This is a genomic window from Paenarthrobacter sp. AB444 (genome assembly GCF_028736865.1).
Classification (GTDB): Bacteria; Actinomycetota; Actinomycetes; order Actinomycetales; family Micrococcaceae; genus Arthrobacter; species Arthrobacter nicotinovorans_B.
The window spans coordinates 76,600-98,157 of the sequence record NZ_JAQZBY010000016.1; the positions used below are offsets into that span (position 1 = coordinate 76,600).

Consider the following 21,558-nt stretch of genomic DNA (forward strand, 5'->3'; position numbering starts at 1 on the left):
TTCAGTGGTTCTTTGGTGCCGGATCAGTTCTCGGAGTTCGTCTGGTTGGCCGTACCGCCGCCACCAGCTACAGAACCGGCGTGCGCCGAGATCTTGTCGAAGAAGCCGTATTCCAGGGCCTCAGTGGCGGTGAACCACTTGTCGCGGTCATTGTCCTTGAGGATGGTTTCCACGGTCTGTCCGGTCTGCTCCGCGGTAAGTTCGGCCATGACCTTCTTCATGTGCAGGATCAGTTCGGCCTGGATCTTGATGTCCGAGGCCGTTCCGCCGATGCCGCCGGAGGGCTGGTGCATCAGGATACGTGCATTCGGGGTTGCGTAACGCTTGCCCTTGGTTCCGGAGGACAGCAGGAACTGGCCCATGGAAGCGGCAAGTCCGGTTGCCACGGTGACGACATCGTTCGGGATGAACTGCATGGTGTCGTAGATGGCCATGCCGGCGGTCACCGAACCACCGGGCGAGTTGATGTACAGGTAGATGTCTTTCTCCGGGTCTTCGGCGGAGAGAAGAAGGAGCTGGGAGCAAATGGCGTTGGCGTTCTCGTCACGCACTTCAGAGCCGAGCCAGATAATGCGCTCTTTCAGCAGGCGGTTGTAGATGTAGTTGTCCTGGGCTGCGGGATCGACAGTTGCCATCCGGGGAGCCTCTGATTGCTGTGACATAAGTACTTACCTCTCGCTGGTGCCAGTGACGTCACTGAACTTCACTACTTGGACACTAACCGTTTTCCGGAGCGATTTGTTCGCCGGAATCGCACTGTTCGCTGACGGCGCACGTCTGCATGGAGCACCGGTGTCCGGGCTTAAAGAAAACCGACCCCGGATCATCAGATCCGGGGTCGGTTTGCGTTGTTGCTTAGAACTTCACTGCTGCGGGGTCATCGCTTGCAACGGCGTCGGACTCTTCCGTTGCTTCGACGGCGGCGGCTTCTTCAGCTGCTGCTTCGCCGGCAGGGCGGACGAAGTCGGTCAGGTCAACCTTGTTGCCCTCGGAGTCGACAACCTCTGCCTGGCCCAGCACGACGGCCAGCGCCTTACGACGGCGGACCTCGGAAACCATAATGGGAACCTGGCCGCTCTGGTCGATGATCTGAGCGAACTGGTTGGGGTCCATGCCGTACTGGCTGGCGGTGGTCACGATGTAGTCGATCAGCTCGTTCTGGCTGACCTCTACTTCTTCCTTGTCCGCAATGGCGTCAAGGATGATTTCGTTCTGGAACGCACGCTCGGTGTTGGCCTTGACCTCGGCGCGGTGCTCCTCGGTGTCGTGGTCACCTTCGCCGTGGGCGTTCTCCGGGTTGAAGTGCGCTTCGAGCTGCTCTTCCACGACGGATTCCGGAACAGGAACCTCTACGAGTTCAACAAGCTTGTCCAGGACCTTGTCGCGGGCCTCGACGCCCTGCTCCACAACCTTGGAGTCGGCAGCCTGCTTGGCGAGGTCCTCACGGAGCTCTGCAAGGGTGTCGAACTCCGAAGCCAGCTGGGCGAAGTCGTCGTTGGCCTCCGGAAGCTCGCGCTCCTTGACGGCCTTCACTACAACCTTTACCTGGGCAGCTTCACCGGCGTGGTCGCCACCAACAAGGGTGGTGTCGAAGATGGCTTCTTCGTCCGCGGAGAGGCCGGTCACGGCTTCGTCGAGGCCTTCGAGCATGGTGCCGGCGCCTACCTGGTAGGACAGGCCCGCAGCGGAGTCGATCTCTTCGCCGTCGATGGTGGCGGTGATGTCGATGGTGAGGAAGTCATCGTTCTTGGCAGGACGCTCAACGGACTTCAGCGTGCCGAAGCGGCCACGCAGTTCGTCGAGGGACTTGTCGACGTCGGCCTCGGAGGATTCGGCAGCGGCAACCTCAACCTTGATGCCTGCGTAGTCCGGCAGCTCGATCTCGGGGCGGACGTCGATCTCCACCTGGAACTTCAGCTCGCCATCGGTTGCGGAGGGATCCGGAACCTCGGTGATCTCAACCTCGGGACGGCTCAGGGGGCGTACGCCCGTTTCCTGGACTGCGGCCTGGTACCAGCCGTTGAGGCCATCGTTGATGGCCGTCTCCAGGACATACCCACGGCCAACGCGCTGGTCGATGAGCTTGGAGGGAACTTTGCCCTTGCGGAATCCGGGAACCTGGATCTGCGAAGCAACGGTCTTGTACGCGGCATCGATGCTCGGCTTCAGTTCCTCAAAGGGAACCTCAACGTTGAGCTTGACCCGCGTTGCGGTGAGGTTCTCGACAGCGCTCTTCACAGTCTAAGTACTCCTGATTTTGTGGGTATGGGGTTCTGTTGCGTCCCGGAATCGGACGCAAACACAGAGTCGGGGTGACAGGATTTGAACCTGCGACTTCCTGCTCCCAAAGCAGGCGCTCTAGCCAAGCTGAGCTACACCCCGAATGCACAGGACAGTCTACGGGCAAGCGGGCCGAGAATGCACATTTGACACCGCCGCCGGAATTAGGTTTAGTTATACCCGGCTTGAACAGCCACCGGGAAGATGTCCTGAACAGGAGATCCTTTCGGGGACGTAGCTTAATGGTAAAGCCTCAGTCTTCCAAACTGATTACGCGGGTTCGATTCCCGTCGTCCCCTCCAGGGAAAAGGCCCCGATTTTCGGATCGGGGCCTTTTCTTTTTGCCGTCGCATCCGGCGTATTCACCGGATACCAAGGCTTTTCTACACCTGGCAGCCAGGGCACCAGTAGAGTTTCCGCGCTCCTATTTCGGTCACCCCCACCAGGGTGCCGCAAGCCCGGCAGGGCATTCCCTCGCGCTTATAGACAAAGTGGGCATCGGCGTCGGACGGCAGTACCCCACCTTCGCTCCAGAGTGACGAAGGCGTCGTAACAATCCGGCCGTCGCGGACGCCGTCGGCCATGGTCCTGACGGTGTCGTCCCACAACCGGCCTGCCGTTTCGATATCGATGCCGTTCCCAGGCGTCCACGGATCCACCGCCTGCCGAAAGAGCACCTCGGCCCGGTAGATGTTGCCTACCCCTGCCAGCACGGACTGGTCCATCATCAGCAGGGCAACTGCCGTCTTGCGGCGGCGCAGGCGCCCGATGAATTCCTCCCGGTCCCCCGGCCGGTTATGGAGGGGATCAGGCCCCAGGCGATCCATGACCGCTTCCGCCTCGGCTGCGGTGATCGCCGCGCAGGTGGTAGCACCCCTGAGATCCGCCCAGCCGTGTTCGGACACCAAGCGGACGCGGACGGCCCCAACGGGCGGCGGCGGCCCCGTGTACTGACCGCCATCCTGGCCTGCACCGCTTTCACGCTCACCGATGCGGCGGGGAGCCCCGATACTGGAGGAACCGGTAAAGGTACTGTCTCCTCCAAAGCTCCAGGCACCGTACAGCCCCAGGTGGACATGGAGAAACAGCCCGTGATCGAATCTCAGGAAGAATTGTTTGCCGTGGGCCAGGGCCTCCACCATGGTGTGCCCTGTCAACAGCTGCGCCCCGGCAACAAAACGTCCCTGCGGACTGGAAACTTCCAAGCGCTGGCCGCCAAAGACATCCTGGAATTGGCGGGCAAGCCTATGGACCGAATGCCCCTCCGGCACTACGGGACGATTTCGCCGGTGGTTTCGTACACGGCGATCTTGCCGATGCGGCGCACGTGTCGCTCATCATTGCTGAAGGGTTCCTGCAGGAAAGCCTCGATAAGTTCGGTTGCCTCCTCCACTGTGTGCTGGCGGCCGCCCACGGCCACGACATTCGCGTCGTTGTGTTCGCGGGCCAGTTTTGCGGTGGAAAGGTTCCACACCAGCGCTGCACGAACTCCCTTGACCTTGTTCGCCGCGATCTGCTCACCGTTTCCCGATCCGCCCAGCACGATGCCCAGGGCGTGAACACCCGCCTGCTGGTCTGCGACGACCGCAACGGCCGCATTGATGCAGAACGACGGGTAGTCATCCAGTGCGTCGTATTCCTTGGGGCCGTGGTCCACTACTTCGTAGCCCTTCGCTGTGAGGTGGCTGACCAGGTGTGCGCTCAGTTCCATTCCAGCGTGGTCGGTGGCGATGTGGACGCGGGGTGTAGTCACGGAAAGTCCATTCTTTTCTGGGCGCCGTGCGGCGCTGGCGGCGGCTCTGGGCAGCGGCACAGCATCTGCCGGGCGCGGCGTTGAGGGATGCGCTACCTAGATTACCGCTACCGGGGTTGCGGGGCCTGCCCGTCATCACGCGCCCGGTGCGCAGCCCGGTTGAGGATGCCGGCAAGCCTGTCAGCAGAAGCAAGCGTGCCAGCGCTCAAGGCAACGCGGCCTCCGTTGAGTTTCCTGACTACTACTGCAGGGCCACTGCCGACCAGCATTGCGGTGGCGTCGTCATGGTGCCTCAGGCCCCACCCGCCGTAATCGGCTGCTTTGACCTCTGCCGCGGCAGCCGCGGAAATCTCGACGGCGGGAACGGTCAGGACCCGCACGATGCCTCCAGCGAACACCTGCAAGCCGCCCCTGTCAGCACGGACCCTGGCAAACAGGAACCCGGCACCAACCAGTGCTGCTACGGCTACAAGCGCCCCAAGCCACGGCACCGCAATGGCAATCAAGGCAGCGGGAAAGACCGCCGACACCATGATCATGACGAAAACCGAGCTGCGGGCGTGCACCCACATTCTGAGGCTGTCGCGGGCCAGATCCGGGTCCGCCAGGAGTGCCAACTCCTGCTGCAGCGCGGCGTCATCTTCCCTTGTCCAGCGGGGGTCGGGCTTGAAAGCGAACATCATGACGACGCCCAGCGCCAACGCCGCTCCACTGCCCATGGCCAGCACAATGGGGTCCACATGGGTCCCGCGGGCATCCACTGCCCCGGTTTGGCCTACCAGTCCGGCCGCGAGCACGGTAGTGATGAACAGGCTGACCATCAGCCCAACACCCATCATCACCCGCCGCATGATGACTGGCCTGGAAATGGGGACGGCTTGCAGGAACACCGCCCACCCACACAAGGTGATCAGCGCTGCGCCGACTGTTACATAGGCGCCGAAAGGCGCAAAGGACGTGCCGCCGTCGGCACTCCACATGACCGCGACGGGATTGGGAAGATCATTGCGCAGCATCTGGGCGCACACCATGAAGCCAATGGCGAGCAGCAGTGGAAAAGCAACCGCGAACCTCAAGGCGCGGAAGTCGAGTTTTTCGCGGATCGTTCCCATATCCCAACGCTACTCCGTGGGAGCGACACTGTGGCGATCACTCCTTGCCTTCCGCCCTCGGAGTGAAAGAATAACTTCATACCAGCGGCCGGCGGACCGGCCGGTCATCCCGATTCCCGGAGGCACCACTTGCCAGGCCTGAACCTCACGCGCGATGAAGCCGCGAACCGCGCCAAACTGCTCACTGTCGACTCCTACGACGTCACCTTGGACCTGACGAAAGGGGCGGAAGTTTTCGGATCCACCACCACCGTCCGGTTTTCCGCCACGCCGGGAGCATCGACGTTCATTGATGCCATCACCAAAACCGTCCACAGCGTGACGCTTAACGGTAAAGAGCTGGATCCCGCGGACGTTTCCGACGGCCTTCGCATCCAACTGCCTGGACTTGCAGCTGAGAACGAGCTCACGGTAGTGGCAGATGCCCCCTACATGAACACCGGTGAGGGCCTTCATCGCTTCGTGGATCCCGTGGATGGGGAAGCCTACCTCTACACCCAGTTCGAAGTACCCGACTCGCGGCGCATGTTTGCCGTCTTCGAACAACCGGACCTGAAGGCCAGCTTCACGTTCAAGGTCACAGCAGCGTCGCACTGGGACGTTGTTTCCAACTCCCCCACTCCGGTTCCCTCCGAAACCACCCCTGGTGCGGACGGAAGTGCCCGGTCGGTCTGGGAATTCGCTCCCACTCCGCGCTTGTCTTCCTATGTCACCGCGTTGATTGCAGGCCCGTACCAGTCCGTCCGGTCCGAGGTCACCAGTTCGGACGGCAGGGTCATTCCGCTGGGAGTGTTCGCCCGCAAGTCCCTGATGCAGTACCTCGACGCGGACAACATCTTTGAGCTGACCCGCCAAGGCTTCGAATTCTTCGAGGCCCAGTTCGGCTGCCCGTACCCGTTTGAAAAGTACGACCAATTGTTCGTCCCCGAGTTCAATGCCGGCGCCATGGAAAATGCAGGCGCCGTGACCATCCTTGAGGGCTACGTCTTCCGGGGCAAGGTCACCGGAGCACAGATCGAACGGCGGGCCATCACGGTCCTGCATGAACTGGCGCACATGTGGTTTGGCGACCTTGTCACCATGCGCTGGTGGAACGACCTCTGGCTCAATGAGTCCTTCGCCGAATACATGTCACACCTGGCAGCAGTGGAAAACACCGAGTTCGACCACGCGTGGACCACCTTCGCCTCCGTTGAGAAGTCCTGGGCCTACAAGCAGGACCAGCTTCCCACTACCCACCCGATCTTCGCCGAGATCAACAACCTCGAGGACGTGGAGGTCAACTTCGACGGCATCACCTACGCCAAGGGCGCCTCTGTCCTGCGACAGCTGGTGGCCTGGGTAGGCCCCGAGCAGTTCATGGCCGGAGTCAGGAGCTATTTCAGCAAGCACGCCTGGAAGAACACGGAGCTCGCTGACCTCATGGTGGAACTTGAAGCGGCGTCAGGACGCGACCTTGACCAGTGGGGCAAGCTCTGGCTTGAGACCGCGGGGGTGAACACCCTTACGCCCGAGCTGTCAGTCGGCTCCGACGGCACGATCACCGGTTTCGCCATCCTGCAGACCGCCATCGGAGAACAGCCCACACTGCGCCCGCACCGCCTTGCCGTCGGCTTCTATTCGGTATCCGCCGAGGGTGCCCTGGAACGCACGCACCGCGAGGAGCTCGACGTGGACGGTCCCCGCACCGAGGTCCCGGCTCTGACGGGACTTACCCGTCCGGACCTGATCCTGCTCAACGATGACGACCTCGCCTACGCCAAGGTCCGGCTGGATCCCGAAAGCCTGGAAACTGCCAAAGCGCACCTGAAGGACTTCGCGGCCAGCCTGCCCCGCACCCTGGTGTGGGGCTCGGCGTGGGATGCTGCCCGCGACGGCGAAACGCCCGCGCGTGGCTATGTGGACCTGATCCTGGCCAACATCGCGCACGAAACAGACTCCTCGGTGATCCTGGTCCAACTGCGCCAGCTTGCAACGACCTTGACCTACTACGTCGCCGCCGAACACAAACAGGAGACCACCATCGCAGCGGCGGACACACTGTGGGACCTTGCAGCCTCAGTGGAGCCCGGCTCCGACGCCCAGCTGCAATTCGCCAAATCCTACGCCCAGCTCGCCCGCAGCCAGGCACAACTGGACCGCGTGCAGGCCCTCCTCGACGGAACAGACACCCTCGACGGGCTCACTGTTGACCAGGACATGCGTTGGGAGTTGCTGACCGCCCTTGTCGCAGGCGGCCGCCAAGGCCAGGAACGCATTGACGAAGAACTTGCCCGTGACAACACTTCCAACGGCCAGAACGCTGCCGCACAGGCCAAGGCGGCCATTCCTACCCCGGAAGCCAAGGCGGCAGCGTGGGAGTCGATCGTGGTCAAGGGAGAACTCTCGAACGCACTTCAGTCCTCCGCGGTGGCAGGCTTCATGCGCGTGGCGGACACTTCCCTGCTGGAACCCTACGCGGAGAAGTACTTCCAGGCCGTGCCCGGGGTAGTCAAGGAACGGACCCACGCCCTCGCCCAACAGATCGTGGTGGGCCTCTACCCGGCCCAGCTCACCACGCAAGAGATCGTAGACCGCACCGACGAGTTCCTGGCGGGCCTTCCTGAGGAAAGTGCGGCGCTTCGCCGGATGATGCTGGAAAACCGCGACGGCGTAGCCCGCGCCCTTCGAGCAAGGGCAGCTGACAGCTAGGCTCAGTGGCCCGTGCGGACAGTCAGCTGCGCTTGGCTAGACTGTCCGCATGGGGCTCAATGAACACTACTACGCGCTCACTGTCCGCTGGACCGGAAACCTCGGGGACGGAACCGCCAGCTACCGCGCGTACTCGCGGGACCACGACATCGAGATCAGCGGGCTGCCGACGTTGAAGGGATCCTCTGATCCCACCTTCCACGGTGACCGGACGCGCTACAACCCTGAGCAGTTGTTGCTCGCGGCTCTGTCGCAGTGCCACATGCTGTCTTTCCTGCACGTCGCGGTCAAGCATGGTGTGGTGGTCACGGCCTACGAAGACCAGGCCGAGGGGCTGATGAAACTCAATCGTGACGGCAGCGGCCAATTCGAAAGCGTGACACTCAAGCCGAACGTCACCATCACCGATCCGTCTCACGCGCAGTTGATGGCGCAGCTGCATCACGAAGCAAACCAGGTCTGCTTCATCGCCAGGAGCGTGAACTTCCCTGTCCACCACGAACCGACGACGACGGCGTCACCCGCCTAGCGCTGCTGCTCCCGCCAGAGCGCCACGAGCTTTTGTTCGGTTCCCCGGCTGAGTCCGGCCTTGCGCTCCCGCTCCAGTCCGCGCCTGCGCTCATCGGCCAACGTTGCGGCGAGCGTTTCCTGCCACGGGCGCAACACCATCCCCCGGCTTTTGGCTGCTGTGTTGGAACGGGCCTGGAAACCTCCGTGATCCGGCGGCAGCCATAGCGGCAAGGAATCGGGTCCAGCCCAGTAATCCACGCCCTGCTCCACGAGCCAGTCCTCGGATGCACTGATAACATCGGCTCCGCCGAAACCTGCCTCAGCGCGGCATTGGTCGACATAGTCTCCGAACCGCACCACATCCCCGAGGGCGTTGTACGCTCCAGTGAGTTTGCTCTCCGCGCCCTGAAGAATCCAGGCAGCCAGGTCCCTAACGTCAATGATCTGGGTGGGTGCATCCGGGATGTCAGGCAGCAGGACGGTGCCGCTGTCCACGGCGAAACGGGCCGGCCAATAACCGTAACGATCACTGGTGTCGCCAGGGCCACCGATCAATCCTGCGCGGACCAGATGGGCCTTCTCCCCCACCAGCGAGATGGTCTCTTGTTCGATGGCGGACTTCGACTCGCCGTACTTTTCGGGCGTGCCGGCCTCTCCTGCAGGCAGTGGCTCCAGCAACGCGGCGCTTTCGTCCGCACCGGGTACTGAGTGATCCGCGTACACAGAACAGCTGGAGACGAACGTCCAGTGCTCTGTGACTGGTCCCAGCACCTCCAACGCATCCCGGGCCTGGACCGGATCCCTGGATACGTCCACCACCGCGTCCCAGCCACCTGCCAATTCCGCATAGGCTGCTGCACCCAAGGCGCGATCGCCCCGCACCCAGTTGGCGCCGTCGGGCGGGCCGGCCGAAGAACCCCGGGCAAAACAGGTGACATCATGCCCGGCGGCCACCGCCTGCCGGGCTGTTTCTGCTGACAGGAAGGCAGTACCTCCGAGGACCAGGATGCGCATACCGTCACGCTACGGCGCTAGGGTTAAACGTGGACAGAGTGTTCCGCGCCCGGCGAACACGGGCCGACCACAAGGAGTTTTACCACTTTGACCTTCATCCCCCTTGCGGAAGCCATCAACATCGAACCCGAAAAGATCGACCTCGTGTCCATCCTCATCACCGTTGGCATTGGCCTGTTGGTGTGGGTGGTGGCACGCTTCATCATCCTGCGGATCACCCGGCGTGTATCCGCCGGCAGTTCCTTCTTCAAGAAGGCGCATTTCAAATGGGTGCAGCCGGCCATCCGTGCGCTGGACCACGAACGCCGTTCCCAGCGGGCTGAGACCATCGGCTCGCTGCTCACCAGCCTGGTGAGTGTCGTGGTGGTGGTGATCGTCATTATCTACGTCCTCAAGTTCATGAACGTCGACGTCGCTCCGCTGCTGACCAGCGTGGGTATCCTCGGTGTCGCCATCGGTTTTGGCGCCCAGCAGCTGATCCGGGACTTCCTCGCGGGGATCTTCATCACCATCGAGGACCAGTACGGCATTGGCGACGTGATTGTCACCGGCGAAGTCATTGGTACCGTTGAATCCGTGGGCCTGCGAATTACCCGCGTCCGTGCCGAGGACGGGGCCATTTGGTACCTCCGGAACGGTGAAATCCTGCGGGTTGGGAACCGTTCCCAAGGAGACTATGTGCCGCTGGATTCACCCGATACGCCCGCCGAACCAGGCGCGACAGCGGCGCCCGTCACAGCCGGCGCACCGCGCATCGCCAAAGCCGAGGAGAAATCCAATGAGTAACACCGCAAGCGGAGAACCGCAGTCGCCGCAGGCAGGTCCTCGACGCCAGCTGATGCAGAACGATCCCTTCAGCCAGCCTGTCTATACCGACAGTTTCTACGCTGCCGTCGGCGGGCATGAAACGTTCGTCAAGCTGATTGATGTCTTTTACGACGGCGTGGCCACTGATCCACTGCTGCGGCCCATGTATCCCGAAGAGGACCTTGGCCCGGCCAAGCGTCGTTTCCTGATGTTCCTGGAGCAATACTGGGGCGGACCCACCACGTACGGCGAGGAACGCGGCCACCCCCGGCTGCGCATGCGGCACATGCCTTTCCAGGTGACGCCAGAGGCAAAGGACCGGTGGCTGTTCCACATGCGGGCGGCCGTGGATTCGCTGGACCTTTCGCCGCTGCATGAGGGAACGCTTTGGGACTACATGGAACGGGCGGCGTTGACCATGGTCAACAGCCCGTCAACCGGCCCAGGGAACTAGACGGAAAAACCGAGTCCGAGCCCCGCGCCCGTGCGCACCAGCACATGGCCGCGGGGTCCGCTCAGCCGGTACCACCGTCCGTTGCGGAAGACCTGTTGGGCGTCGTCGCCAAGGAACCCCAGGGCGAACGCCGCGAACGCTGCCCCCGCAGGCAGCGAGCCTTCGCCAGGAAGCGTACGGCCCCACACGGCAGCCCGTACCGTATTAACCACTGCAGCACCCGCTGAGGCGGGAATAACGCCGGCCACCTCCGCAATGCCGGCTTCGGCTGCTGCCCTCAGGTCGGCGTCGGACATTGTCCCCTGGGCTTCCCAGCCGCTTCGCGGCGCACTGACACCGGCCCATGACTCCGAAACGGTCGACGGCGGCACGGGCAGTTCGACGTCATCGGCGCCTGAGCGGGCCAAACGGTCCGTAATGGAGGCCAGCGCCACTGTAACGTCCGCCTGTGCCGGCTCCGCGAGGGCCATGGTGCGGAGGCCAAGGATCGTGGGAGTCGATTCCCCCAGAATCCGGGGCCTGAGAACGCAAACGTAGGCAGCGAGCACGTTGCCTGCGGCCTGGAGGCGGATGGCGCCGTCGTCAATGCTCTTTGCCCGGGTGACGAAGGTCCGCAAATCAGCGAGGTCCCGGGGATCGGCGAAGCGGAAGGACTGGGTCAGAACGTCTGTCACATCATCGACTCTACCGGCATGTCCGCGGTTGAGAGGGGTCGGAGCGGCGTCTAAAGTCGAACCATGACTGAGACGAACGCTGGCCTCCAGGTGGAAGCACCCGCAGAAGACCCCATGGAAGTACTGATAGGCCTGCTGGACCTCGGTGACTTTGACGGAGCACGGACCAACGAGGACATCTTCCTCGGCCCATCACAGAAGCAGCCCCGGCATCGTGTTTTTGGCGGGCAGGTTCTCGCCCAGTCCATGATGGCAGGAATGCGCACTGTCGAACCTGACAGGGTGGCGCACTCCATGCACGGGTACTTCCTGCGTCCGGGCGACGCGAACAAGCCCATCACCTTTGGTGTTGAACGGCTGCGCGATGGCCGTTCCTTTTCCGCCCGCCGCGTGCATGCCTACCAGGACGGCGTCCCCATCCTTTCGATGATTGCCTCGTTCCAGGTCGAAGACGGCGGCCTGGATCATCAGGCAACCATGCCCGAAGGCATCCCGGATCCCGAAACACTGCCCAGCACTGCCGAACTGCTGTCCCACTTTGACCACCCGCTGGCGCGGCATATGTCCTCCGAGCGCCCCTTCGATGTCCGCCACATCGACCCCGCGCTCTACGTCTCCCCACCAAGCGAGCACGTGGCCACCAACGCCGTCTGGATGAAAACCATGGGCCCGCTCCCCGATGATCCCCAGCTGCACATCGCCGCCTTGGCCTACGCCAGCGACTACACGCTGCTTGAACCCATCCTCCGCAAGCACGGCCTGTCCTGGATGACGCCGGGCATGAGCGTTGCCAGTCTCGACCACGCCATGTGGTGGCACCGGCCCGTGAAGGTGGATGAGTGGATGCTGTACGTACAGGAGTCCCCCAGCGCCCAAGGAGCCCGCGGATTGGCCACGGGCAGGATCTTCAACCGCGACGGCGTGCATGTCGCCACGGTGGCCCAGGAAGGCATGGTCAGGATCCCGTAGCCTGGTGAGGCAAAAGAAGAGGCCGGTCCCAGCAGGGTCCGGCCTCTTCTTTTTCGTACTAGTCGCGGGTGAGGCGACGGTGAGTCACGCGGTGCGGCTTGGCAGCATCGGGGCCCAGGCGCTCCACCTTGTTTTCCTCGTACGAATCGAAGTTGCCCTCGAACCAGTACCACCTGGACGGGTTCTCGTCGTCACCTTCGTAGGCGAGGATGTGCGTTGCCACCCTGTCCAGGAACCAGCGGTCGTGCGAAACCACCACGGCGCAGCCCGGGAATTCGAGAAGGGCGTTCTCAAGGCTGCTCAGGGTTTCGACGTCGAGGTCGTTGGTGGGTTCGTCAAGAAGCAGGAGGTTGCCACCCTGCTTGAGCGTCAGTGCCAGGTTCAGGCGGTTGCGCTCACCACCGGAGAGGACTCCGGCCTTCTTCTGCTGGTCCGGGCCCTTGAAGCCGAAGGCCGAGACGTAGGCACGGGAAGGCATTTCGACCTGACCCACCTGGATGAAGTCATTGCCTTCGGAAACAACCTCCCACAGGGTCTTGTTGGGGTCGATGCCGCCACGCGACTGGTCGACGTAGGAGATCTTTACCGACTCGCCGATCTTGAGGTCGCCGCCGTCGAGCGGTTCCAACCCGACGATGGTCTTGAACAGTGTCGATTTGCCCACACCGTTGGGACCGATGACGCCAACAATGCCGTTGCGGGGAAGGGAGAAGGAGAGGTCCTCGATCAGAACGCGGTCATCGAAGCCCTTCTTCAGGTCCTTGGCTTCGATCACCAAGGACCCAAGGCGCGGTCCCGGCGGAATCTGAATCTCTTCGAAGTCCAGCTTGCGGGTGCGCTCGGCCTCGGCAGCCATTTCCTCGTAGCGGGCCAAACGAGCCTTGGACTTGGTCTGGCGGCCCTTGGCGTTGGAGCGTACCCACTCAAGTTCCTCGCTCAGGCGCTTGGAAAGCTTTGCGTCCTTCTTGCCCTGAACCTCAAGGCGTGCCTTCTTCTTCTCCAGGTAGGTGGAGTAGTTGCCCTCGTACGGGTAGAGGTGGCCACGGTCCACTTCTGCGATCCATTCAGCCACGTGGTCCAGGAAGTAACGGTCGTGGGTGACGGCGAGGACAGCACCGGGGTACTGGGACAGGTGCTGCTCGAGCCACAGAACGCTCTCGGCGTCCAAGTGGTTGGTGGGTTCGTCAAGGAGCAGGAGGTCAGGCTTCTGCAGCAGGAGCTTGCACAGGGCGACGCGGCGACGTTCACCACCGGAGAGGACGGTGACGTCGGCATCTGCAGGCGGGCAACGCAGTGCGTCCATGGCCTGCTCAAGCTGGGAGTCGATGTCCCAGGCGTCAGCGGCATCGATGGCTTCCTGGAGCTTGCCCATTTCATCGAGCAGCGTGTCGTAGTCCGCGTCCGGATTGGCCATCTCTTCGGAGATTTCGTTGAAGCGCTGGATCTTGCCGTAGATCTCGCCAACGCCCTCCTGGACGTTGCCCAGAACGGTCTTTTCCTCGTTCAGCGGCGGTTCCTGCAGGAGGATGCCCACGGTGTATCCGGGGCTCAGGCGGGCCTCGCCGTTGGAAGGGGTGTCCAGTCCGGCCATGATCTTGAGGATGGTGGACTTGCCAGCACCGTTCGGGCCGACGACGCCAATCTTCGCGCCGGGGTAGAACGACATGCTGACGTCGTCCAGAATAAGTTTGTCGCCAACGGCCTTGCGAGCCTTGGTCATCGTGTAAATGAATTCCGCCATGCCTTTAAATCTAATGGGTAGGCGTACATAACTCACATTCGCACAGCGCGGGTGAACTAGCGGGCGTCCCCTACGAAGCACTTCCCCGTCGCCAGAACGGGCAGCACGGTCATCACGACGCCTCCGTCACGTATCTGGCCCATGACGCAGGACTTACCGGACAACGCGGCCGCCTCCATGGCATCGACGTCGAGGCCTGTCGGTGTGCGGCTGATCGACACCTCGAGGTTGCCCTCAGGGATTCCGGCCGACACCAGGGCAGACCGCAGCGATTCCCGGTCCGGTTTGGGATTGCCGGCCACCAGGTTCTTCAGTGTGGACTCCACGGTTTTCGTGGTTGCCAGGACAGCAGGATCGGGACTTTCCGAGGGTCGGGTGCTGGCACTGGGACCGGCTTCGGTGCCTGTCGACGGAGTCGTGCTGTTGGCGCTTGGGCTCGACGTGGCCGCGGGCTGCGTCGACGAACCACCTGCGGGTGTGGGAGAGGCCGGCGCCCCCGTGCAAGCCGTCATCATGATGATTGCCGAGGCAAGCATCAACGCCCCTCCTGCAAGCCGGATGCTGGTGGTGGATGCCGGTGCAGCCCGGTCAGGTTTCGGTGTGGTTCCCCTGCGTATCACCTAGCCATTGTGCCATTCACAGAAATGGGTAGCGGCAATCTGCCGCCACGCGGCAACACGTATCCGCGAAGCTGAAGGTCTTCCCGGAGTCCGTCGCTTAAAGAAACACACCCTCCTTGGAGAGGATCCAAGGAGGGTGAACGGTGCCCCAGGAGGGAATCGAACCCCCGACCGGCGGATTAGAAGGCCGCTGCTCTATCCCCTGAGCTACTGGGGCGCACTGACTCGACGACCACCTGGGCCGTCCGCGCCACAAAGAGTTTACATGCCATCACACGGCCACATGCCATCCGGGCTCCGGGCGCCACTGTTCCTCAACAACTGGCCCAACCAGGCACTTATTCACATAGCAAAAGACAGTACTGCCATCCCGAAGGTCACTCGATGAAGCTGAAAGAGCCGGACAGGCACTTCCCTACATCGTGAAGGACCACCAATGAACGACATCATCACCGTCAGGGGCTTCGTGGCCTCGGACGTGAAGAGTTCCACCACTGCCCGCGGCACTGCAACGGCATCTTTCCGCCTCGGAACTACCGAGCGGCGCTACGACCGTGCCAGCAACACCTGGGTGGACGGCAACACCAATTGGTATACAGTGCAGTCATTTCGCTACCTTGCCGGACATGTGGGCTGCAGCGTCAAGAAAGGGCAAAGGGTCCTGGTCGTTGGGAAGCTTCGCCTGAGGCAGTGGGAGCATGAGGGCCGCATCTACCACGTCGCGGAAATCGATGCTGAATCTGTTGGCCATGACCTCATGTGGGGCTCAGCCAACTTCACCCGCATGAACGGGACCGCTCCGGCGCCCCTTGAGTCAGTCCCGGTGACGGAAGACTCAGGCAATCCGCCAGCGGCAGGCGACTGGAACGCCGCCGACAATGACGAGGACCAGGTCCCACCGGAAGATGAATCGGTGCCGGCAGGGCTGGAGGATTCGGAGGGCGACGGCGGCCTCATGGTCAACACCACAACCGGTGAACTGGTGGGTGCCGGGGCTTGAACGATCCCCCGGCATCCCGAAACCACCCTAGAGTTGGTGCATGTCCACTGCAGCCCTCGTTGAATCCATTCGTACAAGGTTGCGCGCCGCGGGCGACGCCGAGCGTGCCCGTGGCGCCCAGGCCTACATGAAGTCCGAGATGCCTTCCCATGGCGTCAGGGTGCCGGAGGTGCGCAGGATCGTCAGCTCTGTGGTCAAGGAGTTCCCCCCATCATCACCGGAAGAGTTGCGAACGGCAGTCCTGACTCTCTGGCGGGAAGCCGTGGTCCGGGAAGAACGCTACGCGGCCATCGACCTCACCGGCCTGCGGATGGTCAAGGGAGATCTGGGCATGCTGCCGATCTATGAGGAAATCATCCGGACCGGCGCCTGGTGGGACCTCGTAGATGGGGTATCACACCGGATCTGCGCACTTCTGTTGGCCCACCGGGACGTCATGACCCCGCTGCTGCTTCGGTGGGCCAACGATGCGGACATGTGGATCCGCAGGGCAGCCATCACGGCGCAACTGGGAGCAAAATCCACGACGGACACCGAGCTCCTGGCTCAAGTAGTCACAGCAAATCTGGCTGACAACGAGTTCTTCATCCGGAAAGCCATCGGTTGGGCACTGCGCGAGTACAGCAAGACTGATCCCGACTGGGTCCGCGGCTTTGTCGAAGAGAACCTTGTGGCGCTGAGCCAATTATCCAGACGGGAAGCAACCCGGCTTTTGCCGGCATGACCTGCTGCTCAAATGACAGGACGGTGTCCGGGCTCATCCCGCTTGCGGAACAGACTCTTGGTTTTCGGATCCACAAAGATCAGGTAGACGGCGAAGAGGAGCGCGATGATCGCGGCGGCATTCCTGGCCAACGTAAGGGCGAGCCCCAGGTCTTCACTTTGCAGGTACGGGAAGACGTCCAGTTGGTCGGAGATGGCGTACACCATGAAGAACGACACGATGAAGTAGACAGCCTTGACCTGCCAGTCGTTGCGGATACCTGTAACAGCGAAGAGCGGAATCAACCACACCACGTACCAGGACTGGATCATCGGAGCGAGAATAACGATTGCAGCAAAAGCCAGCGTCAGTCGACGCATCAGGCGGTCGTAGTCGCCGCGGAAGATCTGCCAGGCAACGGCGCCAACCATGAGGACCTTTCCGGCGTCGTAAACCCACTTCGCCATGCCCCATCCGTCCAGGCCAAAGACGTTGACAATCGATGCGACAACCAAGCCGATCAGCCCCACGGGCGCGTACCAGATCCAGATGCTGCCCGGAGCGGAGAGTCCGTTGATCCAGCCGAACCCAAAGCCATTGACCAGGCTCAGGGCGTACAGCAGCCCGAAGCTGATGCCCGCGGTAAGGAACCAATACAGGAATTTTCGCGGCCAAGACGCCCCTTTGCCCGCCCACAGGAGTCCGATGAAGGGCAGGAACACAATGGTGATGGGCTTGACGGAGATCGATAGAGTCACCAGGACGATGCCCAGAATGACCCGGCGGGTCGCGCAGTAGTAGAGGCCGGCCAGAGCGAGGCCGATCATGAGGGCATCGTTGTGGACGCTGGCGATGAAGTTGGTGAGGAACAGCGGATTGGCCGCCGTCAGCCACAGTGCACGGTGCGGATTGACTCCGTGAAGCTCCGCCAACTTGGGTACGTACACAATGCAAAGCACAATCCCCACCAAGGCAACCAGCCGGAAAAGCATGACGCTGGCCTCCGGTTGAACATTGGTTACCCAGACGACAAACTGCTCGATCCACAAGAACAACTGCCCGTACGGGACCGGAGCTTCAGTCCACATCTTGTCGGCACCCAACTGGAAGTAATTGGGCAGGGCGGAGATACCGTTCTTGTACGGATTCATGCCCTCGACCATGAGGCGGCCTTGACCGATGTAGGCGTAAACGTCCCTGCTGAACAACGGGACCGTGAACATCATGGGCAGACCCCAAGCCACCACTGCCTGCAGCGTGGCTTTCCGGGCTTCCAGTCCCCAAACCCGGACACGTTGGCCCAACCGCAGCCAGGCCCGCACCAACAGCATCCCGCCGATGGACAGAAGAACGATGGAGAGCGCGACGCCTGTGCCCTCGGTCCGCATCCAGATAAAGAGCGGCAACCGCCGGAGTTCAGACACGGGCGCCAGCCAACCCACGCCCAGGGAACCCACCACCATGAACATCGAACCAATGAAACCGGCGATCAGCGGGGAACGTGCGTTATCCACCTCGCTGGTTACAGCATCCGCCGTCGGCGCTGCTGTCCCTGCCTTCTGGGCGGCGGGTACGGGCACCGTCATGTGGTCGTCATCCAATCGTTCGCCCGGTAATTTCGGGACAAAAGTTCTGCGTCTTCGGGGCTTAAGCGACAGGAAGAAACGACACTGCCGCGCTCAAAAATCGTACCATCGGAGCACTTGGAACGGCCGGAAGGATAGGCTAGGCGCGTGCCTATTACTAATGAACGCATCGTCTGGATCGACTGCGAAATGACCGGTCTTGACCTTAAGAACGACGCCTTGATCGAAGTAGCCGCCCTGGTGACGGATTCCGAGCTCAACATCCTCGGTGACGGCGTCGATGTCGTCATCAAGCCCGATGATGCCGCGCTGGAACAGATGAACGATTTTGTTCGCGACATGCATACCCGGTCCAAACTCCTGGACGAGCTCCCGTTCGGAAAGACGATGGCCGAGGCCGAAGCCCAGGTCCTGGAATACATCGAGAAATGGGTTCCGGATCCCCGCAAGGCCCCTTTGGGCGGCAACTCCGTGGGAACGGACCGCATGTTCCTGGCGCGGGACATGCCGAACATCGTGGAACACCTGCACTACCGCGTTATTGATGTCAGCACCGTCAAGGAGCTTTCACGGCGTTGGTTCCCGCGCGCCTACTTCCAGTCGCCCGCAAAGCACGGGGGCCACCGCGCCCTGGGTGACATCAAGGACTCCATCGACGAGCTCCGCTACTACCGCGAGGCCGTCTTTGTTCCAGCTCCGGGCCCGGACACCGCCACGGCCCAGCGCATTTCCAAGGAGATCATCGCCAGTGCCGAAACCCTGGGATCCAGCGAGGCAGTGTGATCTGCGCCATTTTTGAAGGTTTTTTCGCCAAAACCGGCAAAAGTGGACATTGCACCCCAAAACAGCAGGTAAGCTATTTGTCGTTGCCTTCGAGGAAAGCCGGTCAAACGGACTAGCCGCAGAGGGCACATGGTGGGCTTAGCTCAGTTGGCAGAGCGCCTGGTTGTGGTCCAGGAGGTCGCGGGTTCAACCCCCGTAGCTCACCCCACCGAGATTGGCTGCAGAGCCGGTTTCCACAAAGGCCGCACCGGTTATCCGGTGCGGCCTTTGCTTTTAACCCGGATCCGGAACATCCCGGACCCCAGCGATAACCAGAGGAAGAACCGACATGACCGTCCTGCCAGTGACTATTTGGGGCGAACCCGTCTTGCACCGCCGGGCAAGTGAAGTGGAAGTCTTCGACGACGAACTGCGGACTTTGATCGCGGACATGTTCGAGACGAATGACGCCGCGAACGGCGTTGGACTCGCGGCACCCCAGATCGGTGTGGGCAAGCGCATCTTCGTCTACAAGTACGACAACGAGGACGACGTCCCGCCGCAGGGTGTCCTGGTCAACCCGGTACTTACCCTGTCCAAGGTCTCGGGCGCACTTCCTGATCCGGATGAAGACGTTGAAGGCTGCTTATCCTTCCCCGGCGAGTACTACCCATTGCAGCGAGCCGAATGGGCGCGGGTCCAAGGCTTTGATGGCGATGGCAACCCGGTGGAATTCGAAGCGACCGGCTGGTTCGCCCGGATCATCCAGCACGAGTTCGATCATCTGGATGGCAAGCTCTACGTCAACCGCCTGGTGGACCGCTACTCGAAGAAGGCCATGAAGCAAGCCAAGAAGAACGGCTGGGGCGTGCCCGGCCTGACCTGGATGCCCGGCGTCGACCCTGATCCGTTCGGACACTAACCCATGATCGCCGGCACCCACACCGAGCTCTTTACCCTTCTGGACATCAGCGCCGAGGATGCGCCGGAGTGTGCACGTCTGCTGTCCACGCCCGCTGACACCAGCGTGATGCAGGCCCTGGATGCCATGACAGCGCGGTTGGGCACCTTTCCATTGGAAAGCATCAAGGCAGAGGGAGCATCGGAGGAAACCTGGATCGAAGCACTCCTGCGCTTCGCTCCCTCCGTCCATGCCTACCACCTGGAGTTGGGCATCAGTCCTGCCGTTTCGGCGGCGTCACTGGCCGACGTGGGCTTGCAGCTGCGGATCAACCGGCGGGTTCACGGCCGGTTCGGATTGGATACGTGGGGTTGGCTGACGCTGCATATGGCCGGCAACCTCTTCCGGCTTGGCAGGCTGCAGTTCCACCTCGTTCCAGCCGATGGTGCTGCCTCGTCCTGGGTGTTGGGTGTGCATATCCCGGAAGACGGCGGCCTCTCCCCTGCCCTGGTGGACCAGAGCTTTGCCGAAGCCCGCGCCTTTTTCACGCATCACTTTGCGGACAAGCCGGCAACAGTGGCCACGTGCGATTCATGGATGCTGGATCCCTATCTGGCCGAGCGGCTCCCACACAGCAACATCGCCTCCTTTGCCCGGCGGTTCACCGTTGACCGCTGCACGGACGCTCCCACCGACGCTGTCTACTTCACCTTCCGGCAACGGGGATTGAAAGACCTGGACAGACTCCCCCGCGAAACGTCCCTCCAGCGAGTGGTCCTGGAGCGGATCGACGACGGCGGCACCTGGCAGCTGGGGCACGGTCACCTGGCGCTGTAGATCGTTTGCTGTCCGGGGCAGGACGAGAGCACGCCCTTCATGGCGTCCTTCTCGGCCTGGGTAACCCACAGGCGGTATGCGGTCTTGACGGAAATTTGCCGTGCGACATAGTGGCAGCGGAAGTTCTTGTTCGCGGGGAGCCACGTGGCGGCATCCCCTGCCCCCTTTTTGACGTTTGCCGGCCCATCGGCCGCGATCAGATTCAGGGGGTCGTTGGCGAGGGTTTGCCGCTGCTGGACGGTCAACTGCTGGGCTCCCTTTTGCCAAGCGTCCGCCAAGGCCACCACGTGGTCAATTTGCACCGCCGAGCTGGTGTCCTGCCCCCGCTGGAACGACACTTGGCGCCCGGTGTAAGGCTCGTTCAACATGCCCGAAGCAACTTTGCAGGAGGAACCTTCCGTGAACTTGACCGCCGTCAAGTCGCGGCGAAGGATGTCATTCCTGGTGTCGCAGCCGTTACGGTCCGCATCGGCCCAGGCCTGCCCGAACGCGGCCCTGTCGTAGTCCGATTTCGCCGCCCGGCCTTTGACCTGAAGGCGCTCCAGGGCGTCTGCAGCTTTTTCAGGGGCTACCGCTGCTGCACCGCGGACAGGTTTCATCCACTCGGGGTTGTAGACCGGAGCTTCACTCGGTCCGGACTGCGCAGGTTGGGCTGCATCGAATTGACCCGTGGTGAAGAACCAGGACAGCCCCGCAGCAATGGTGGCGGCGGCCAGGGCCAGAACCGCCCATGCTTGGCGTGACCGACGTCGGGCGCGTTTGTAGGCGGACCAGGTGATGCTCAAGGGACTCCATCCAGTGGGGCAGGGTGTGTCCTACGAGCGTATGGCAAGGCCCCGACAGTCAGAGTCGGTATCCACAGTGTGTAGGAGAAGTCACACCGCACCGTGGCTGAAAGTAGGCTCCTTTATTGCTCGCGCATCACGCGTTGAAGGTCCTCGGCAGCCACTTCCAGAAGTCCGCGCAGTTGCTCCACGCGCTCGTCGGAAACGTCTCCGGCAGCGTTGGCCGCGACTGCCTGGTCCAGGAGCTTCTGGGCTTGCTTATGGTTGGCCTTGGCCACGTCCAAGGCATGTTCGAGCGTGGTCTCATGTTCGATGGTTGATTCGTTGTCCATGAGTGCCATTCTGCTCAGGTTTCCCGG

Annotated in this window: 23 protein-coding genes and 4 tRNA genes; 13 read left to right on the plus strand and 14 right to left on the minus strand. The window is 62.2% G+C overall.

The window, feature by feature from the left end; genetic code table 11:
- Nucleotides 1-23: 23 nt before the first annotated feature.
- The 3 genes from PQ627_RS17670 to PQ627_RS17680 all read right to left on the minus strand — a co-directional run bounded on the left by PQ627_RS17670 (nt 24) and on the right by PQ627_RS17680 (nt 2,382).
- Nucleotides 24-635: an ATP-dependent Clp protease proteolytic subunit gene (locus tag PQ627_RS17670; RefSeq protein WP_144659026.1), complete on the minus strand. Its 612-nt coding sequence runs from the start codon at nt 633-635 to the stop codon at nt 24-26.
- Nucleotides 636-855: 220 nt separating this feature from the next.
- Entirely contained in the window at nt 856-2,238 is a 1,383-nt protein-coding gene (gene tig, locus PQ627_RS17675) for a trigger factor (RefSeq protein WP_274262729.1), read from the minus strand.
- 69 nt (nt 2,239-2,307) lie between these two features.
- Nucleotides 2,308-2,382: transfer RNA gene (locus PQ627_RS17680), tRNA-Pro, on the minus strand.
- A 126-nt stretch (nt 2,383-2,508) separates the two neighbouring features.
- Between PQ627_RS17680 and PQ627_RS17685 the strand changes: the two genes are divergently transcribed.
- Nucleotides 2,509-2,582 (plus strand) — tRNA-Gly (locus PQ627_RS17685).
- 81 nt (nt 2,583-2,663) lie between these two features.
- Here the strand turns inward: PQ627_RS17685 and PQ627_RS17690 are convergent.
- The 3 genes from PQ627_RS17690 to PQ627_RS17700 all read right to left on the minus strand — a co-directional run bounded on the left by PQ627_RS17690 (nt 2,664) and on the right by PQ627_RS17700 (nt 5,145).
- Nucleotides 2,664-3,551 carry an Fpg/Nei family DNA glycosylase gene (locus PQ627_RS17690; protein ID WP_274262730.1) on the minus strand — a complete coding sequence of 296 codons (888 nt, stop codon included), beginning with the start codon at nt 3,549-3,551 and terminating at the stop codon, nt 2,664-2,666.
- A complete protein-coding gene (locus tag PQ627_RS17695; protein ID WP_144659029.1) occupies nt 3,551-4,033 on the minus strand; it encodes a ribose-5-phosphate isomerase in 483 nt (160 codons plus the stop codon). Before PQ627_RS17695 ends, PQ627_RS17690 begins: the two co-directional genes overlap by 1 nt.
- A gap of 107 nt (nt 4,034-4,140) precedes the next feature.
- A complete protein-coding gene (locus PQ627_RS17700) occupies nt 4,141-5,145 on the minus strand; it encodes a hypothetical protein (RefSeq protein ID WP_144659030.1) in 1,005 nt (334 codons plus the stop codon).
- A gap of 129 nt (nt 5,146-5,274) precedes the next feature.
- Here PQ627_RS17700 and pepN point away from each other — a divergent pair, with 129 nt between their 5' ends.
- Nucleotides 5,275-7,836, plus strand: a complete 2,562-nt coding sequence (pepN, locus tag PQ627_RS17705) for an aminopeptidase N (protein WP_274262731.1) — start codon at nt 5,275-5,277, stop codon at nt 7,834-7,836.
- 49 nt (nt 7,837-7,885) lie between these two features.
- Nucleotides 7,886-8,365 (plus strand): OsmC family protein, encoded by a 480-nt coding sequence (locus tag PQ627_RS17710; protein WP_274262732.1) that lies wholly within the window; start codon nt 7,886-7,888, stop codon nt 8,363-8,365.
- Here PQ627_RS17710 and PQ627_RS17715 read toward each other — a convergent pair.
- Nucleotides 8,362-9,360: an epimerase gene (locus PQ627_RS17715; protein ID WP_274262733.1), complete on the minus strand. Its 999-nt coding sequence runs from the start codon at nt 9,358-9,360 to the stop codon at nt 8,362-8,364. The genes PQ627_RS17710 and PQ627_RS17715 overlap by 4 nt on opposite strands.
- A gap of 87 nt (nt 9,361-9,447) precedes the next feature.
- Here PQ627_RS17715 and PQ627_RS17720 point away from each other — a divergent pair, with 87 nt between their 5' ends.
- Together PQ627_RS17720 and PQ627_RS17725 are read left to right on the plus strand one after the other, a co-directional pair.
- Nucleotides 9,448-10,146, plus strand: coding sequence for a mechanosensitive ion channel family protein (locus PQ627_RS17720; protein WP_274262734.1), 699 nt, complete (start codon nt 9,448-9,450; stop codon nt 10,144-10,146).
- Nucleotides 10,139-10,621: a globin gene (locus PQ627_RS17725; RefSeq protein ID WP_144659035.1), complete on the plus strand. Its 483-nt coding sequence runs from the start codon at nt 10,139-10,141 to the stop codon at nt 10,619-10,621. Before PQ627_RS17720 ends, PQ627_RS17725 begins: the two co-directional genes overlap by 8 nt.
- Here the strand turns inward: PQ627_RS17725 and PQ627_RS17730 are convergent.
- Entirely contained in the window at nt 10,618-11,295 is a 678-nt protein-coding gene (locus PQ627_RS17730; protein ID WP_274262735.1) for a hypothetical protein, read from the minus strand. The genes PQ627_RS17725 and PQ627_RS17730 overlap by 4 nt on opposite strands.
- 63 nt (nt 11,296-11,358) lie before the next feature.
- Here PQ627_RS17730 and PQ627_RS17735 point away from each other — a divergent pair, with 63 nt between their 5' ends.
- Nucleotides 11,359-12,264, plus strand: a complete 906-nt coding sequence (locus PQ627_RS17735) for an acyl-CoA thioesterase (RefSeq protein ID WP_274262736.1) — start codon at nt 11,359-11,361, stop codon at nt 12,262-12,264.
- Between the two features lie 58 nt (nt 12,265-12,322).
- On the opposite strand, the gene ettA is transcribed toward PQ627_RS17735, so the two are convergent.
- Nucleotides 12,323-14,005, minus strand: coding sequence for an energy-dependent translational throttle protein EttA (ettA, locus tag PQ627_RS17740; protein WP_144659038.1), 1,683 nt, complete (start codon nt 14,003-14,005; stop codon nt 12,323-12,325).
- Nucleotides 14,006-14,061: 56 nt separating this feature from the next.
- Nucleotides 14,062-14,331, minus strand: coding sequence for a DUF6993 domain-containing protein (locus PQ627_RS17745; RefSeq protein ID WP_274262737.1), 270 nt, complete (start codon nt 14,329-14,331; stop codon nt 14,062-14,064).
- Between PQ627_RS17745 and PQ627_RS17750 the strand changes: the two genes are divergently transcribed.
- Nucleotides 14,321-14,629 carry a hypothetical protein gene (locus PQ627_RS17750; protein ID WP_274262738.1) on the plus strand — a complete coding sequence of 103 codons (309 nt, stop codon included), beginning with the start codon at nt 14,321-14,323 and terminating at the stop codon, nt 14,627-14,629. The two genes, PQ627_RS17745 and PQ627_RS17750, sit on opposite strands and share 11 nt — an antisense overlap.
- Nucleotides 14,630-14,769: 140 nt before the next feature.
- Here the strand turns inward: PQ627_RS17750 and PQ627_RS17755 are convergent.
- Nucleotides 14,770-14,842: transfer RNA gene (locus PQ627_RS17755), tRNA-Arg, on the minus strand.
- A gap of 219 nt (nt 14,843-15,061) precedes the next feature.
- Between PQ627_RS17755 and PQ627_RS17760 the strand changes: the two genes are divergently transcribed.
- Nucleotides 15,062-15,625, plus strand: coding sequence for a single-stranded DNA-binding protein (locus PQ627_RS17760; protein WP_274262739.1), 564 nt, complete (start codon nt 15,062-15,064; stop codon nt 15,623-15,625).
- Nucleotides 15,626-15,665: 40 nt separating this feature from the next.
- A complete protein-coding gene (locus PQ627_RS17765; RefSeq protein WP_274262740.1) occupies nt 15,666-16,349 on the plus strand; it encodes a DNA alkylation repair protein in 684 nt (227 codons plus the stop codon).
- A gap of 8 nt (nt 16,350-16,357) precedes the next feature.
- On the opposite strand, the gene mptB is transcribed toward PQ627_RS17765, so the two are convergent.
- On the minus strand, nt 16,358-17,914 hold the full coding sequence (gene mptB, locus PQ627_RS17770; RefSeq protein ID WP_274262741.1) for a polyprenol phosphomannose-dependent alpha 1,6 mannosyltransferase MptB: 1,557 nt from the start codon (nt 17,912-17,914) through the stop codon (nt 16,358-16,360).
- 147 nt (nt 17,915-18,061) lie between these two features.
- Between mptB and orn the strand changes: the two genes are divergently transcribed.
- The 4 genes from orn to PQ627_RS17790 all read left to right on the plus strand — a co-directional run bounded on the left by orn (nt 18,062) and on the right by PQ627_RS17790 (nt 20,414).
- Nucleotides 18,062-18,697, plus strand: coding sequence for an oligoribonuclease (gene orn, locus PQ627_RS17775; protein WP_274262742.1), 636 nt, complete (start codon nt 18,062-18,064; stop codon nt 18,695-18,697).
- A 132-nt stretch (nt 18,698-18,829) separates the two neighbouring features.
- Nucleotides 18,830-18,905, plus strand: a tRNA-His gene (locus tag PQ627_RS17780).
- A 120-nt stretch (nt 18,906-19,025) separates the two neighbouring features.
- Nucleotides 19,026-19,598, plus strand: a complete 573-nt coding sequence (def, locus tag PQ627_RS17785) for a peptide deformylase (protein WP_144659061.1) — start codon at nt 19,026-19,028, stop codon at nt 19,596-19,598.
- A gap of 3 nt (nt 19,599-19,601) precedes the next feature.
- Nucleotides 19,602-20,414, plus strand: coding sequence for an acyltransferase domain-containing protein (locus tag PQ627_RS17790; protein ID WP_274262743.1), 813 nt, complete (start codon nt 19,602-19,604; stop codon nt 20,412-20,414).
- On the opposite strand, the gene PQ627_RS17795 is transcribed toward PQ627_RS17790, so the two are convergent.
- Nucleotides 20,399-21,199 carry an HNH endonuclease family protein gene (locus tag PQ627_RS17795; RefSeq protein ID WP_274262744.1) on the minus strand — a complete coding sequence of 267 codons (801 nt, stop codon included), beginning with the start codon at nt 21,197-21,199 and terminating at the stop codon, nt 20,399-20,401. The genes PQ627_RS17790 and PQ627_RS17795 overlap by 16 nt on opposite strands.
- A 122-nt stretch (nt 21,200-21,321) precedes the next feature.
- Nucleotides 21,322-21,531, minus strand: coding sequence for a hypothetical protein (locus tag PQ627_RS17800; RefSeq protein ID WP_144659064.1), 210 nt, complete (start codon nt 21,529-21,531; stop codon nt 21,322-21,324).
- Between the last annotated feature and the right edge of the window lie 27 nt (nt 21,532-21,558).